15 protein-coding genes are annotated in these 14894 nt (G+C 56.5%); 9 read left to right on the top strand and 6 right to left on the bottom strand.

Translation table 11 applies throughout. From position 1 onward, the window contains the following. Window positions 1-40 precede the first annotated feature (40 nt). Together ACR0K5_RS05960 and gap are read left to right on the top strand one after the other, a co-directional pair. The gene (locus tag ACR0K5_RS05960; protein ID WP_480628801.1) at window positions 41-184 is read left to right on the top strand and encodes a hypothetical protein; all 144 of its coding nucleotides are present in this window, start codon (window positions 41-43) and stop codon (window positions 182-184) included. Window positions 185-266: 82 nt separating this feature from the next. Then, entirely contained in the window at window positions 267-1271 is a 1005-nt protein-coding gene (gene gap, locus ACR0K5_RS05955; protein ID WP_480628800.1) for a type I glyceraldehyde-3-phosphate dehydrogenase, read from the top strand. Here the strand turns inward: gap and coaD are convergent. The 3 genes from coaD to ACR0K5_RS05940 form a co-directional block, all read right to left on the bottom strand. Then, window positions 1263-1754: a pantetheine-phosphate adenylyltransferase gene (gene coaD / locus ACR0K5_RS05950; protein WP_480628799.1), complete on the bottom strand. Its 492-nt coding sequence runs from the start codon at window positions 1752-1754 to the stop codon at window positions 1263-1265. The two genes, gap and coaD, sit on opposite strands and share 9 nt — an antisense overlap. An 85-nt stretch (window positions 1755-1839) precedes the next feature. After that, on the bottom strand, window positions 1840-2277 hold the full coding sequence (locus ACR0K5_RS05945; RefSeq protein WP_480628798.1) for a CBS domain-containing protein: 438 nt from the start codon (window positions 2275-2277) through the stop codon (window positions 1840-1842). 60 nt (window positions 2278-2337) lie between these two features. After that, window positions 2338-3240, bottom strand: coding sequence for a LysR family transcriptional regulator (locus tag ACR0K5_RS05940; RefSeq protein ID WP_480628797.1), 903 nt, complete (start codon window positions 3238-3240; stop codon window positions 2338-2340). Window positions 3241-3344: 104 nt separating this feature from the next. On the opposite strand from ACR0K5_RS05940, the gene ACR0K5_RS05935 reads away from it, so the two are divergent. Both ACR0K5_RS05935 and ACR0K5_RS05930 read left to right on the top strand, forming a co-directional pair. Next, entirely contained in the window at window positions 3345-4844 is a 1500-nt protein-coding gene (locus tag ACR0K5_RS05935; protein ID WP_480628796.1) for a CoA-acylating methylmalonate-semialdehyde dehydrogenase, read from the top strand. A 202-nt stretch (window positions 4845-5046) separates the two neighbouring features. Then, window positions 5047-5631: a L,D-transpeptidase gene (locus ACR0K5_RS05930; protein ID WP_480628795.1), complete on the top strand. Its 585-nt coding sequence runs from the start codon at window positions 5047-5049 to the stop codon at window positions 5629-5631. Window positions 5632-5699: 68 nt separating this feature from the next. Here ACR0K5_RS05930 and ACR0K5_RS05925 read toward each other — a convergent pair whose 3' ends face one another. Further along, window positions 5700-6176, bottom strand: a complete 477-nt coding sequence (locus ACR0K5_RS05925) for a fasciclin domain-containing protein (protein WP_171105223.1) — start codon at window positions 6174-6176, stop codon at window positions 5700-5702. A gap of 71 nt (window positions 6177-6247) precedes the next feature. Further along, window positions 6248-7099: a class I SAM-dependent methyltransferase gene (locus tag ACR0K5_RS05920; RefSeq protein WP_480628794.1), complete on the bottom strand. Its 852-nt coding sequence runs from the start codon at window positions 7097-7099 to the stop codon at window positions 6248-6250. 136 nt (window positions 7100-7235) lie between these two features. Here ACR0K5_RS05920 and ACR0K5_RS05915 point away from each other — a divergent pair, with 136 nt between their 5' ends. From ACR0K5_RS05915 to ACR0K5_RS05895, 5 genes are all read left to right on the top strand, one after another. After that, entirely contained in the window at window positions 7236-8351 is a 1116-nt protein-coding gene (locus ACR0K5_RS05915) for a carboxylate-amine ligase (RefSeq protein WP_480628793.1), read from the top strand. 113 nt (window positions 8352-8464) lie between these two features. Continuing rightward, window positions 8465-9607, top strand: a complete 1143-nt coding sequence (locus ACR0K5_RS05910; RefSeq protein ID WP_480628792.1) for an acyl-CoA dehydrogenase family protein — start codon at window positions 8465-8467, stop codon at window positions 9605-9607. Between the two features lie 7 nt (window positions 9608-9614). Beyond that, window positions 9615-10655 carry an enoyl-CoA hydratase/isomerase family protein gene (locus ACR0K5_RS05905; protein WP_480628791.1) on the top strand — a complete coding sequence of 347 codons (1041 nt, stop codon included), beginning with the start codon at window positions 9615-9617 and terminating at the stop codon, window positions 10653-10655. Between the two features lie 3 nt (window positions 10656-10658). After that, the gene (gene mmsB / locus ACR0K5_RS05900) at window positions 10659-11531 is read left to right on the top strand and encodes a 3-hydroxyisobutyrate dehydrogenase (protein WP_480628790.1); all 873 of its coding nucleotides are present in this window, start codon (window positions 10659-10661) and stop codon (window positions 11529-11531) included. A gap of 109 nt (window positions 11532-11640) precedes the next feature. Then, window positions 11641-11964: a hypothetical protein gene (locus ACR0K5_RS05895; protein ID WP_480628789.1), complete on the top strand. Its 324-nt coding sequence runs from the start codon at window positions 11641-11643 to the stop codon at window positions 11962-11964. Between the two features lie 18 nt (window positions 11965-11982). Here ACR0K5_RS05895 and uvrA read toward each other — a convergent pair whose 3' ends face one another. Then, window positions 11983-14841 (bottom strand): excinuclease ABC subunit UvrA, encoded by a 2859-nt coding sequence (uvrA, locus tag ACR0K5_RS05890; protein ID WP_480628788.1) that lies wholly within the window; start codon window positions 14839-14841, stop codon window positions 11983-11985. Between the last annotated feature and the right edge of the window lie 53 nt (window positions 14842-14894).

Genomic DNA, 14894 nt, shown 5'->3' with positions numbered 1-14894 from the left:
CTCAGGTTATCTGAGCGGGCATTTTTTGTTCGGAACGGCCATGACCAACCAAATCGCTATCTGGCTCGGCATACTTCTGCTCGGTGGCATGATGCTGGATGTGGCGATGTACGGCACCGAACATCTGCTTTTCCTTGGAAAGAAGCTTTACGACTTTCTGGACTGGCTCGCATTCTGGCGGTGACCGAGGTTTCTCTTGACATTTTAGTTGATCTGGCTTTGTTAGCGCTAACTCAACTAACTGAGACATTAGGACGGAGCAGACCATGACCTTGAAACTTGCGATCAACGGATTTGGACGGATCGGGCGCGGGGTGCTGCGCGCGGTGATGGAAAGTGGACGTACCGATGTCGAGATTGTCGCAATCAACGATCTTGGCAAACCGGAGATGAACGCGCATCTGTTCGAATTTGACAGCGTTCACGGTCGTTACCCCAACCCGGTTACACTCAGCGAGGCAGGTCTGGATGTGGGTCGAGGTCCAATTCGCCTGAGCAGCGAGCGCAACCCGGAAGACCTGCCCTGGTCTGATATTGACGTCGTTCTGGAATGCACCGGGGTGTTTCGTACGCGCGAAGCGGCTGAACGTCACTTCAAGAACGGATCCCGGAAAGTCCTGATCTCTGCCCCGGCCAGAGGTGACGGCGGTGTGAAAACCATCGTCTTCGGTGTAAACGACGACGAACTGACCGCCGAAGATCTGGTGGTGTCAAACGCGTCCTGCACCACCAACTGCCTGTCTCCCGTTGCTGCCGCTCTGGATGCCGGCCTTGGCATCAAGCACGGCAACATGACCACCGTCCACGCCTATACGGCCAGCCAGCCCGTGCATGATCTGGTTGGCAAAGACCCCTATCTGTCGCGCGCTGCAGCTTTGTCTATGATCCCGACGACAACCGGTGCTGCTGCTGCCGTAGGATTGGTGCTGCCGCAGTTGAAAGGGAAACTGACCGGTCAGGCGATCCGCGTTCCGACCCCGAATGTCTCGGTTGTTGATCTTGTGGCCGAGGTTTCACGCCCTACGACCGAAGAAGAGGTCAACCAACTGTTCACCGATGCAGCTTCCAAGATCCCCGGCGTGCTGGCCGCGGAAAGCCGCCCCCTGGTTTCCGTTGATTTCAACCACGACCCGCACAGTTCGACAGTGTCACTGGCCGAAACCAAAGTCACCGATGGCACATTAGTCCGCGTGCTGGCGTGGTATGACAACGAATGGGGTTTTTCGAACCGGATGCTGGATACAGCCGCCGCAATGGGTGCCCTAACCTAACCGCTCTTTTAGTGCTGCGTTGACGCGGGGCGTGACGAATTTCGACACGTCCCCGTTCAAACGGGCGATTTCCTTCACCAGTTTGGACGCAATCGCCTGATGCCGTGCCTCGGCCATCAGAAAGACGGTCTCAATCGAATCGTCCAATGCGCGGTTCATACCGACCATCTGAAACTCATATTCGAAATCAGCAACCGCGCGCAGACCACGCACGATGATTTGCGCCCCAACATCCCGTGCGCAGTCAATCAGCAGATTTTCGAAGGGATGCGCAACAATCTCGGTACCGGTCTGTTCCGATAGCTGGGCGCATTCCGCTTCGATCATGGCCACGCGCTCTTCCAACGAGAACAGAGGTCCCTTGTCCCGGTTGATGGCAACGCCGATAACCAGTTTGTCCACCAAAGCTGCCGCCCGACGGATGATATCAACGTGCCCCATAGTGATGGGATCAAAGGTTCCAGGATATAATCCAACCCGCATCGCGCCCTCCTGCGCAACAATATTTCTGCGCAAGCAAACACAACTTTGCTGCAGGTGCAAGTGGTTGCCTTGGCAACCCTTGCCGTTAATGCCCCATAATCATGCCTTCCAGGGCATCTTTTTCCATTGCCAGTTCTGACAGCTGTGCCTTCACCACATCGCCAAGGGTCACAATACCGATCAGCTTGCCGTCTTCGACCACCGGCATGTGGCGAAAGCGCCCTTCGGTCATACGGGACATGATGTCTTCCACTGTGGCCTGACGGGTCGTCGTGATCAGATCTTGCGTCATGTAAGTCTGCACCGGCTGGTCCAGGCAACCGCTGCCACTGGCCGCCAATTCCCGGACGATGTCGCGCTCGGACAATATTCCCGACGCGGTTTGGCCGCCGTCTTCAGAGACGATAACCGTCCCGATCCGCTTGTCCGCAAGAATCTTCGAGGCCTCCGAGATCGTTGCCGTTGGCGCAACGGTCACAACGCCGTCTGTCGCTTTGGACTTCAGGATGGCCTGTACTAGCATGAAGAATACCTCCGGAATAATAACACTTATTCCAAAGCGTTGCGCGATTGCTGCGGCCTGTCAAGCGTCGGCACCTGCTTCCAAACGAAGCACTTCCTCGCGAATACCGCGCGTCAGAGCATCTGCGAAGCGGTTCAACCGCTCGTTGCGCTGGTCACCCTGATGTCGGACCAGATAGAAACTGCGCGTCAAACTCACTTGATCCGTCAGGATTTTCCGAAGACCCGGGTGGAACGGCAACGTGAAATCATGCGCCACACAAACGCCGGTCCCCAGACAAACTTGCCGCAACTGGACCGAGACAGAGTTCGATGCAAGCGCGACACGGTCAATACCAATATCGTTCAGGTAATCCAGTTCCCGGTCGAAGATCATATCAGGGATGTAACCAATCAACCTGTGCCCGTTCAGGTCTGCGACTGTCTGGATCGGGTAATGTCGCTTCAGATAGTCTTCGGTCGCAACCATGTGCAATTTGTAGTCACTGATTTTCTTCACCAGCAATTGCCCGGCAGTCGGCGCACTGACCGTCACCGCCATATCCGCCTCACGACGGGACAGGTTGATCACACGTGGAAGGGCAAGGATCTGAATATCCAGATCGGGGTTGGCATCACTGATTTTGGCGCAGACCTGGGGCAGCAGATAGTTGGCACTGCCGTCCGGCGCGCCGATCCTGATCTGCCCGCTCAGCGATTTCGTGGACCCGGCCACCGCACCGGCAGCCGCACGCATTGCTTCTTCGGCGTGCACGCCGTGTTCCAACAGGCGTTGCCCTGCCGGGGTCAGAACATAGCCCTGCTGCGATTTGGTGAATAATGTGGAATCAAGCGTTGCCTCTAAACGCGCAACGCGCCGACCCACGGTGGCAGGATCAATCTTCAGGATACGACCTGCGGAAGACAGGCTTTCTTCTCGTGCCACGGCCAGAAAAATCCGCATATCGTCCCAGTTTGGGGTCATTCTTCGCCCTTTTGCATTTTTGCAAAACTCTTTTGAGACATTGCCTCTGTTCGTTGGATTTCTGCAAGTCTATTCTGCGCGCAAATCTATCGGAGGAGCTATTGATGCAAGATCTGACCCATTTCCTGAACGGCGAAATGACCGCCGGAACGTCTGGTCGTTTCGACGACGTCTACAACCCGGCGACGGGCGAAGTTCAATACAAGTGCCCCATGGCCAGCGCAGCGGAAACCACTGCGGCGATTGAGGCTGCGGCTGCAGCCCAGCCAGCATGGGGCGCAACCAACCCGCAGAAGCGTGCGCGTGTCATGATGGCAATGGTCGGCCTGATGAACCGTGACATGGATAAACTGGCCGAAGCGCTGAGCCGCGAGCACGGCAAAACCATCCCCGATGCCAAGGGCGATTTGCAGCGCGGCCTGGAAGTGATCGAGTATTGCATCGGTGCGCCGCAGATGCTGAAAGGCGAGTTCACCGACAGTGCGGGCCCCGGCATCGATATGTATTCTATGCGTCAGCCTTTGGGCGTTGTCGGCTCGATCATGCCGTTCAACTTCCCGGCAATGATGCCCCTTTGGCACGTCGGTCCGGCACTGGCCTGCGGTAACGCCGTGGTTCTGAAACCGTCCGAGCGTGACCCCTCGGTTCCGCTGATGCTGGCCGAACTGTTCGTCGAAGCCGGCCTGCCCAAGGGCGTGTTCCAGGTCGTGAACGGCGACAAGGAAGCGGTAGACACCATTCTTGACAGCGAGATCATTCAGGGCGTCAGCTTTGTGGGTTCAACCCCGATCGCGCAGTATATCTACAGCCGCGCAACGGCGAATGGTAAACGCGCGCAGTGTTTTGGCGGTGCCAAGAACCACATGATCGTCATGCCCGACGCTGACTTGGATCAGGCTGCCGACGCGCTGGTTGGTGCCGGATTTGGGGCGGCAGGCGAACGTTGCATGGCGATCTCTGTTGCGGTTCCCGTTGGTGAAGAAACCGCAGACAAGCTGATCGAAAAACTGATCCCGCGCGTCGAAAAGCTGAAAGTCGGCCCCTATACTGCCGGTGACGACGTCGATATGGGCCCGGTTGTGACCGCCGCCGCGAAGGAGCGCATTCTTGGCCTGATCAACTCGGGCGTTGAGCAAGGCGCGAAGCTGGTCGTTGATAACCGCGATTTCAGCTTGCAGGGCTATGAGGACGGTTTCTTTGTCGGACCGCACCTGTTCGACAACGTGACCCCCGATATGGATATCTACAAGCAAGAGATCTTTGGCCCGGTTCTGTCGACTGTCCGTGCAGGTTCATACGAAGAGGCGATCAGCCTGGCGATGGATCACGAGTATGGCAACGGCACCGCAATCTTCACCCGTGACGGTGACACCGCGCGTGATTTTGCCAGCCGTATCAATATCGGCATGGTGGGCATCAATGTTCCGATCCCGGTTCCGCTGGCCTATCACACCTTCGGCGGCTGGAAGAAATCCATGTTCGGCGATCTGAACCAGCACGGTCCGGACAGCTTCAAGTTCTATACCCGCACCAAAACAGTGACCGCACGCTGGCCGTCGGGCATCAAGGAAGGTGGCGAGTTCAACTTTAAGGCTATGGACTGATCCCTAAACTCCCAAGATTTTGAAGCCCGGCCCTTTCAAGGGCCGGGTTTTTTGCATGTTTCCGCCGAAACCTGTCTTCGGGCGCACGCTCACAAGAAATTCAGGTACGCCACTCTGGAAAAATGCGGCCAACGTAAATATTTTAGCGCGGACTACATAACGAGCAGTGATTTTACCGGAGGCAACCTTGTCCCAATACCGTATGACCCGTCGTTCCGCCCTGTTGGGCGTTGCCTCATTGATGGCGACCCCTGCCCTTGTTCGGGCACAAAGCACAGATGCCTTCCCGGAAACGGAAGACGCTATCAGCACACAGTTGCCGGTACGTCGAAACGTCTCGTCCTTCTCGCAGCAGAACTGGCAGGACCATTTCGATGAGTTGGGCGTTGGTTGCCTTTTGGCCGATATCACCAGCCGCGCCGTTCATTACTGGGGCCCAGATGGCACCTACAAACTGTACCCAAGCTCAGTTCCCATGAGCGAAGAGCTTACCAAACGCGGGTACACCAAAGTTGTACGTAAAACAGAATTCCCAAGCTGGACCCCCACGGCATCAATGCGCGAACGTGACCCTTCGCTGCCGCTCCGCATGGAAGGTGGCGATCCCGGCAACCCGCTGGGAACCCGCGCGATGTATCTGGACTGGCCTGCTTACCTCGTCCACGGCACGCATGACACGCGCAAGATCGGCCGGCAGAGTTCGTCAGGATGCATCGGCTTGTACAACCAGCATGTCGAAGAGCTGTATCCCCTGGTGCAGGTCGGCACACAGGTTCGTTTGGTCTGATCATCTGGCGATGAATAGCAAAAGCCCCGGTCAAACGCCGGGGCTTTGTTGTTTCCGGGAATAGAAAGTTATTCCGGAAGAATCACTGCGTCGACCACGTGGATCACACCATTACTGGCTTCAATATCGGCCTGTACGACTTTGGCATCGTTCACTTTCACACCGTTTTTGGCATTGACGCTCAACCGATCACCCTGAACCGTCAGAACCTTAGCACGCTTGCCTGCGATATCACCCGACATCACTTTGGCCGGGACAACGTGGTAGGTCAGGATCGAAACAAGCTGATCCTTGTTCTCTGGTAGCAACAGCGATTCCACCGTGCCTTCGGGAAGAGCGGCAAAGGCTTCATCCGTAGGCGCGAAAACGGTGAAAGGACCATCACCCTTCAGCGTATCCACCAAACCAGCGGCCTGAACGGCAGCAACAAGGGTGTTGAACGACCCGGCCGCAACGGCGGTGTCGACGATGTCGGCGGCCTGCGCCTTGAGTGGCATGGCGAATGCAAGTGCGGCGGCTGCGCCCATGAATGTGCGACGGAACATGGCTGTCTTCTCCTCTCCAGCGTGTTATGGAAAGGGGTACGGACCTTTTGCCGCAGCGGATCACTCTGGGATCAATTTTCTTTGAGCTGCACCCAGATGCTCTGCGCGCGTCCTTCAGCCAAAAATGGCAAAGCGGCGACAGCATCGGGCCGATCCTGTTGCAAGTAATATCCCGGCCAAAGCATTGAATACGCGCCAGATTGCAGCAAAGCGTGCAGCATGTACTGCTCGCCCCAGCCCGGGCAGTCATAGAAGAACCGCTTGGGGTATTCATAGGGCAGAAAAACATCGTGCACATGGATCACCACCCCGGGTTTCAGCGTCGGAATGATGCGGCAAAACAGATGGGCCACGTCGTTGCTCATCCGCACAACATGGCTGGAATCGATGAACAGAACGTCTCCGGCTTCCAACTCGGCAAACAGTTCCGGGTCTGTTTCTTCGAGGCGTTTCTGCTCAAACCTGTCGACCACATGCGCGATGTCGGCCCGAGGGTACGGATCGATTGCGGTAATTGTTGTGTCCAACTCACCATCGATGATCGCTTGCCGGGTCACACGGGTTGAATTGCCACACCCAACTTCGATCACGCGTTTGGGCTGAAAACGGCGGATCATCAGATACAATGCGTCCGCGTCCGGGCTGTCATAGTAACCGTTATCTGTACGATAGCCGGTCTGGTTGCGCCCGGGGTCTTTCAAAGCCTGTAAGGCTGCCTTGTGAAATTCGAATTCCGCCACAAGCTGAGAGAGGTCGAACCCCTCCATCCCCGGCGACAAAGCGTAAGCTGGGCGCGTCAGACCTCCGGCCGCTTCGAAGGCTTCCAGACGAGCGCGCTCATCCTGCTCGGTCACCTTGTCGACCAGTTTCACCCCCAGCTCATCCAGGGCGGCGTTGATCTGCGGGAATTTTCTGGGTTTCAAGGCGCTGGCTCCGTGGTCTATGCTGTGATGTCCATACCGTTGCTGACCGTTCCTCTGCAAGGACAAGCCGGGCAAACCCTTGGCAAAAAGCAAATTTCCGTATTCACTGATTGAAATAACAATCGTGAGGGCCGCCATGCAGCAGGAATTTACACTCGGGATCGAAGAAGAATATCTTTTGGTGGATCGCGACAGCCTGCAATTGTCCGAAGCTCCCGAGGCGTTGATGGAAGCCTGCCAAAGTGATTTTGAAGGTCAGGTCAGTCCCGAGTTCCTGCAATGCCAGATCGAGGTTGGTACCCGTCCGCACACCACCGTTGCTTCGGCCCGCGAAGACCTGAAACGTCTACGCTCCTGCGTTTCGAAACGCGCCGCCGAATACAACCTGTCCCCTATCGCTGTCTCGTGCCACCCATTCGCCAACTGGAAAGACCAGCATCATACACGCAAAGAACGGTATGACGCGCTGCAACATGCATTGGGCGGTGTTGCCCGACGCATGTTGATCTGCGGAATGCATGTGCATGTTGGGGTCGCTGACCCTGCTCTGCGGGCCGATCTGATGCCGCAGTTGTCTTATTTCTTGCCCCATCTTCTGGCATTGTCTACCTCCTCGCCCTACTGGAACGGCGAGGATACGGGCCTGTCTTCCTACCGCCTGACGGTGTTCGATAACCTGCCCCGTACCGGGCTACCTCCTGTATTTGCCAGTTGGGGCGAATATGAGCGAACCACTGGCATTCTGGTCGAGCTCGGGGTCATCGAAGATACCACGAAGATTTGGTGGGATCTGCGCCCCTCTCATCGTTTCCCCACGCTGGAAACGCGGATCATGGATGTCCAGCCACGGCTGGAGCACACTTTATCGTTGGCGGCGCTGGTGCAAGCCCTGACCCGGATGCTGTGCCGCCTGAAAGACCGCAACCTGCGCTGGCGGCAATATGATCGCTTTCTGATCGGCGAAAACCGCTGGCGTGCGCAGCGTTATGGCGTGGGCGAAGGGCTGATTGATTTCGGCGACCGGTCGGTTAAGCCCATGTCCGAGCTGATCGGCGACCTGATGGGAATGCTGGCCGAAGATGCCGAAGCTCTGGGCACCATGACAGAATTGGCCCGCTTGCGGCAGATAGCCGAAAATGGCACCTCAGCCACACGTCAGCGTCAGGTGCACGCCGAAACTGTGGCCCGCGGAGACGATCCGGGACAAGCCGTGGTGCGCCATCTGATCGAAGAATTTCACGCTGATCTTTGATCAGTAGCAGCAAATTATTCCAACGACGCTGCCCCATTGTTGAGCTTGCAAAACTTCTGTAAGAATTCGGAAATAAACAACCGTTCAATTCATCACCTACGGGAGGGAGCGCCATGGATTTCGCACTCAGCGAGGAACAAACAGCCATTTTCGACATGGCACACGCGTTTGGGCAGGAAAACATCGCACCCTTTGCGCGGCAGTGGGAATCCGACGGCACCATTCCCAAATCTTTATGGCCACAGATCGGCGAGCTTGGTTTTGGCGCGCTTTACGTATCCGAGGACAGTGGCGGCTCGAACCTGACCCGCCTGGACGCGACGCTGGTTTTTGAGGCCCTGTCGATGGCCTGTCCTTCGGTCGCGGCCTTCCTGTCGATCCACAACATGTGCGCAAAGATGTTGGACAATTTCGCTGATGACGATCTCAAAGCGCGCATCATGCCCGATGTTCTGAACCTGAATACGGTTCTGAGCTATTGCCTGACCGAACCCGGTTCAGGTTCGGACGCCGCGGCGCTGAAAACCCGCGCTGAACGTACCAACGAAGGATATACGTTGAACGGTACCAAGGCGTTCATCTCCGGCGGTGGCTATTCCGATGCTTATGTCTGTATGGTGCGCACCGGTCAGGATGGCCCAAAGGGTATCTCGACCGTTTATGTCGAAGACGGGACACCGGGGCTGAGCTTTGGGGCGCTGGAACAGAAAATGGGCTGGAAAAGCCAACCTACCGCGCAGGTCCAGTTTGACGACTGCAAAATTCCGGCTGGGAACTTAGTAGGCACCGAGGGTGACGGGTTCAAATATGCCATGATGGGGCTGGACGGCGGGCGACTCAACATTTCGGCCTGTTCGCTCGGGGCTGCTCAGGCCGGGCTGGACATGACATTGCAATACATGTCCGAGCGCAAGGCATTTGGCCAATCCATTGATCAGTTTCAGGCCCTGCAGTTCCGTCTGGCAGACATGGAAATCGAATTGCAGGCCGCGCGCACATTCTTGCGTCAGGCGGCGTGGAAACTGGATCAAGGCGCGCCGGATGCCACGAAATTCTGTGCCATGGCAAAAAAATTCGTAACCGAAACCGGTTCGAAAGTGGTTGATCAATGTCTGCAGCTGCATGGGGGGTATGGCTATCTTGCGGATTACGGCATCGAAAAGCTTGTACGCGATCTTCGCGTGCATCAGATACTGGAAGGCACCAATGAGATCATGCGCGTGATCGTTTCGCGCCAGTTGCTCGCCAACCGCTGAGGCCCCAATGTCAGACATCGAAATCCGCACCACAGGCCGTGCCGGGCGCATCACCCTGACTCGCCCCCACGCGTTGAACGCGTTGAGCTATGACATGTGCATGGCTATCGACACGGCGATGCGCAACTGGCGCGAAGACGATGCCGTCGACTTGATCATTCTCGACGCCGAGGGAGACAAAGCCTTCTGCGCAGGCGGTGACATCGCCGAACTCTATGAAACAGGCACCAAAGGCAACTACGCGTATGGTCAGAAATTCTGGCGCGACGAATATCGCCTGAATGCCTTGATCTTCGAATACCCCAAACCGGTCATCAGTTTTCTTCAGGGCTTTACCATGGGCGGCGGTGTCGGCATCGGATGCCACGGCAGCCACCGCGTCGTTGGAGAAAGCTCACAGATTTCCATGCCCGAGTGCTCTATCGGTCTGGTGCCGGATGTTGGCGGTACGCTGATGCTGGCGCTTGCGCCGGGAAGATTGGGTGAATTCCTGGGGACTACGGGATTCAGAATGGGGCCTGCGGACGCCATCCTTGCGGGATTTGCAGACCATTTCATCCCGCAATCACAATGGTCCGATCTGATTGAAATGCTGGAAGCGTCTGGAAATGCAGAACTGGTAGCCGAACATGCCGAAACCCCACCCGATGGTGAATTGGCAGAGTTGCATACCGAAATCGATCAGCATTTTTCAGGTGAAACACTGGGCGACATCCTGACCAGCCTACGCGGCAGCGATCAGGGGTTTTCCGCGAAAACTCTGGGAAAAATAGCGAAGAACGCACCTCTTTCCGTGGCCTGCACGATCGAGATGTTACACCGTCTGCGCGGTCCCTCTCTGACCATGCGGCGCGCTTTGGATATGGAATACCGCTTCACACACAGATCGATGGAGCATGGTGATTTTCTGGAAGGCATCCGCGCGCAGATCATCGACAAAGACCGCAACCCGAACTGGCAGTTTCCCGATATGGACGTCCCGCTGGTGGCCGTCTCGAAAATGCTGCAGCCAATGGGTGCGCACACCCTGACTTTTGAGGAGGACTAATAGATGCAGATCGGTTTCATAGGGCTGGGAAACATGGGCGCCCCCATGGCGGCAAACCTGGCAAAGGCCGGGCATCAGGTTCTCGGATTTGACACGGCTGACGTCACCGTGGAAGGCGTTGCAAAGGCCGAAACGGCGGCTGACGCTGTAGCAGGGGCTGATGCTGTCATCACAATGCTGCCGAATGGCGCCATCCTACGGGCTGTTGCAGATCAGATCCTTCCCGCCATGGCGAAGGGTGCCGTTCTGATTGATTGCTCGACAGTCGACGTGGACAGCGCGCGCGCAGTCGCAGAACAAGCCACCAGCGCAGATCTGCTATCCGTTGACGCGCCGGTATCAGGGGGTATCGGCGGTGCGGCCGGCGGCACACTGACCTTTATGGCCGGCGGATCAGAAGCCGCCTTTGCCAAGGCCGCGCCTCTGTTCGACATCATGGGACAGAAAGCGGTTCACTGCGGCGAGGCCGGGGCCGGTCAAGCCGCCAAGATCTGCAACAACATGATCCTGGGCGTCACCATGATCGCCACCTGCGAAGCTTTTGCATTGGCCGACAAGCTGGGTCTGGACCGCCAGAAAATGTTCGACGTCGTCAGCACCTCTTCCGGGTACAGCTGGACGATGAACGCCTATTGCCCTGCGCCCGGCGTGGGTCCGCAAAGCCCCGCCGACAATGATTACACGCCCGGATTTGCGGCAGAGTTGATGCTGAAAGACCTTCGTCTCAGCCAACAAGCTGCAGACAGTGCTGATGCGGATACACCAATGGGACAGGTCGCGACCGCGCTCTACGAACAATTCGTCGAAAATGAAGACGGATTGGGCCGCGATTTCAGCGCCATGCTTCCCCGTTTTGAAAAGCGCGGACGCAAATAATCGGCATTTAAGCGACATCTTGCCCAGTGGTTTGACTCTCACTGGGCAAGCAGCCATCTGAACAATCATGTTCGCAGGCTTTGACAGCATGTTCAAAATGGAAAATGGCATGACGAAACTCTTGATGACAACGGCAACTCTTACGGCTTTGGCGATTGTGCCCGTTTCCGCGATAGCCAAGAACAAGGCCGGACATTGCCCGCCGGGTCTGGCAAAAAAAGCCGTCCCTTGCGTTCCACCTGGACAGGCCAAAAAGATCTATGGAAATGGTGACTTTATCCGCAATGATTACCGCTGGATAGATAACCCAAATCGCTATGGGTTAAACCGAAACTACTCCTATATCCGCGCAGGCGATTACGTGTATCGGGTTGATCCCGACACGCGCAAAGTTCTGAACCTGATTGGTGCGGTTGCTGACATTCTGAACTGAAACAAGGGTTTGGATCCGCTATTCAGCCGCTACGCGCGCACCATCCAGCATTGATTTCAGATATCGGCCAGTATGGCTGCGCGCTACGGAGGCTATGTCCTCAGGCGTTCCGGTTGCAACAACTTCACCGCCCCCGTCGCCACCTTCCGGGCCGATATCAATAATATGGTCAGCGGTTTTAACGACATCCAGATTGTGCTCGATCACCACAACTGTATTACCTTGATCAACCAATTCGTGCAGCACTTCCAACAGCTTGCGCACATCCTCAAAATGGAGCCCGGTGGTCGGCTCGTCCAGAATATAGAGCGTCCGACCGGTTGAGCGTTTCGACAGTTCCTTGGACAATTTCACACGTTGCGCTTCACCACCGGACAGCGTGGTCGCCTGTTGACCCACCTTGATATATCCAAGACCTACGCGGGCCAGCGCATCCATCTTGTCGCGGATTGACGGCACCGCTTTGAAGAACTCCTGCGCGTCCTCCACAGTCATATCAAGCACATCGGCGATGGATTTGCCCTTGAACTTGATCTCCAGCGTTTCGCGGTTATAGCGGGCACCTTTGCAGGTTTCGCAGGTGACATAGACATCGGGTAGAAAGTGCATCTCGATCTTTATGACCCCGTCACCCTGACAGGCCTCACACCGACCACCCTTTACGTTAAAGCTGAACCGGCCGGGCTTGTAACCGCGCGCTTTCGCCTCGGGCAGCCCGGCAAACCAGTCTCGGATCGGGGTGAAAGCCCCTGTGTAAGTCGCCGGATTCGAACGCGGAGTCCGCCCGATCGGGCGTTGGTCGATATCAATGACCTTGTCCAGATGCTCCAAACCCTTAATCGTCTCACAAGGCGCAGGAGTTTGACGCGCGCCATTCAAGCGCATCGAGGCGGTCTTGAACAACGTCTCGATCGTCAGTGTCGATTTACCGCCACCTGAAACACCGGTCACACAGACAAACTTGCCCAGCGGGAACTCAGCCGTGACGTTCTTGAGGTTGTTTCCAGTGGCCTTAACCACAGTCACCTTCTGCTTCTTGCCCTTGCGCCGCTCAGCCGGAACCGCAATTTCACGCGTTCCCGCCAAATATTGCCCAGTGATCGAGGCTGCATCTGCGGTGATATCCGCCGGAGTCCCATGGCTTACGACCTGCCCCCCATGCACGCCCGCTCCGGGGCCAATATCGAATACATAGTCGGCTTCACGGATGGCTTCCTCGTCATGTTCGACAACAATCACCGTGTTGCCCTGATCCCGCAGATTCTTGAGTGTACCGAGCAACCGGTCATTGTCGCGCTGGTGCAAGCCGATCGAGGGTTCATCCAGTACATAAAGAACACCGGTCAGACCCGATCCGATCTGGCTTGCCAATCGGATGCGCTGACTTTCACCGCCTGACAATGTTCCACTTGAACGAGACAGCGTAAGGTATTCCAAACCCACATTATTCAGGAATCCAAGCCGTTCGCGGATTTCCTTGAGAATCGCGCGGGCAATCTCATTTTTCTGGTCGCTCAGGTGGTTCGGGGCATCTTCGATCCAGGCCAAAGCTTCTCGAATCGACATTTGCACCACTTGCCCGACGTGCAGCCCGGCAATCTTCACTGCCAACGCTTCGGCCCGCAGACGGTACCCTTCGCAGGTGCCGCATGGGCGGTTGTTCTGGTACCGCTCAAATTCCTCGCGTATCCACGCGCTATCAGTTTCGCGATACCGCCGTTCCATATTCGGGATCACGCCTTCGAAACTGCGGGTCACCTGGTATACCCGTCCGCCTTCATCATAGCGGAACTGGATTTCCTCATCGCCCGAGCCCCGCAGGAACACCTGCTGCACTTTGCTGGGCAGGTCTTTCCAAGGCGTGTTCTTGTCAAACTCATAATGACGCGCGATGGCTTCGATGGTCTGAAGGAAATACGGCGACTTGCCTTTCCTCCATGGTGCCAGGGCCCCGTCATACAGTTTCAGCGACTGATCCGGTACCACGAGACGCTCATCAAAGAACAACTCAACACCCAAACCATCACAATCCGGGCAAGCTCCAAATGGCGCGTTGAACGAAAACAGGCGCGGTTCAATCTCGGGGATGGTGAATCCGCTGACAGGGCATGCAAAATTCTCGCTGAACGTGATCCGTTCCGGGTCACCCTCACGTGGTGCCGTTTCCAGAATTGCGATTCCGTCCGCCAGATCCAGAGCGGTGCGCAGGCTATCTGCCAAACGCGTTTCCATCCCTTCACGAACGACCAGACGGTCAACCACAACATCGATATCGTGTCGGAACTTCTTGTCCAACGTGGGTGGCTCGTCCAGTTCATAGAACTCACCGTCCACCTTCACACGCTGGAAACCCTGTTTGCGAAGTTCCAGGAATTCCTTGCGGTATTCACCCTTCCGATCACGCACGATCGGGGCCAGCAGATAACCTCGCGTGCCCTCCTCCATCGTCATGATCCGATCAACCATGTCCTGCACCTGTTGCGCTTCGATAGGTTGCCCGGTTGCCGGACTGTACGGCGTACCAGCGCGGGCGAAGAGCAAACGCAGATAGTCGTAGATTTCTGTCACAGTCCCCACTGTCGACCGTGGGTTTTTGGAGGTCGTCTTCTGTTCAATCGAAATCGCCGGTGACAAGCCGCTGATGTGATCGACATCGGGCTTCTCCATCATGTCGAGGAACTGCCGCGCATAAGCCGAAAGACTTTCGACATAACGGCGCTGACCTTCAGCGTAAATCGTGTCAAACGCCAGCGACGACTTGCCCGAACCCGACAGACCGGTGATCACAACCAGCTGATCCCGAGGGATATCGACGTCGATGCCCTTGAGGTTATGCTCTCGCGCGCCGCGCACCTCGATATTCTTCAGCTCAGCCATTTCCGGCCCCCAACAAACAAGTGGTTTAGAGATAGGCGAGCTTGCCTGAGTCT

The sequence above is a fragment of the Ruegeria sp. AB9 genome (genome assembly GCF_056542585.1).
This window is presented reverse-complemented; position numbering and strand designations above follow the sequence as displayed.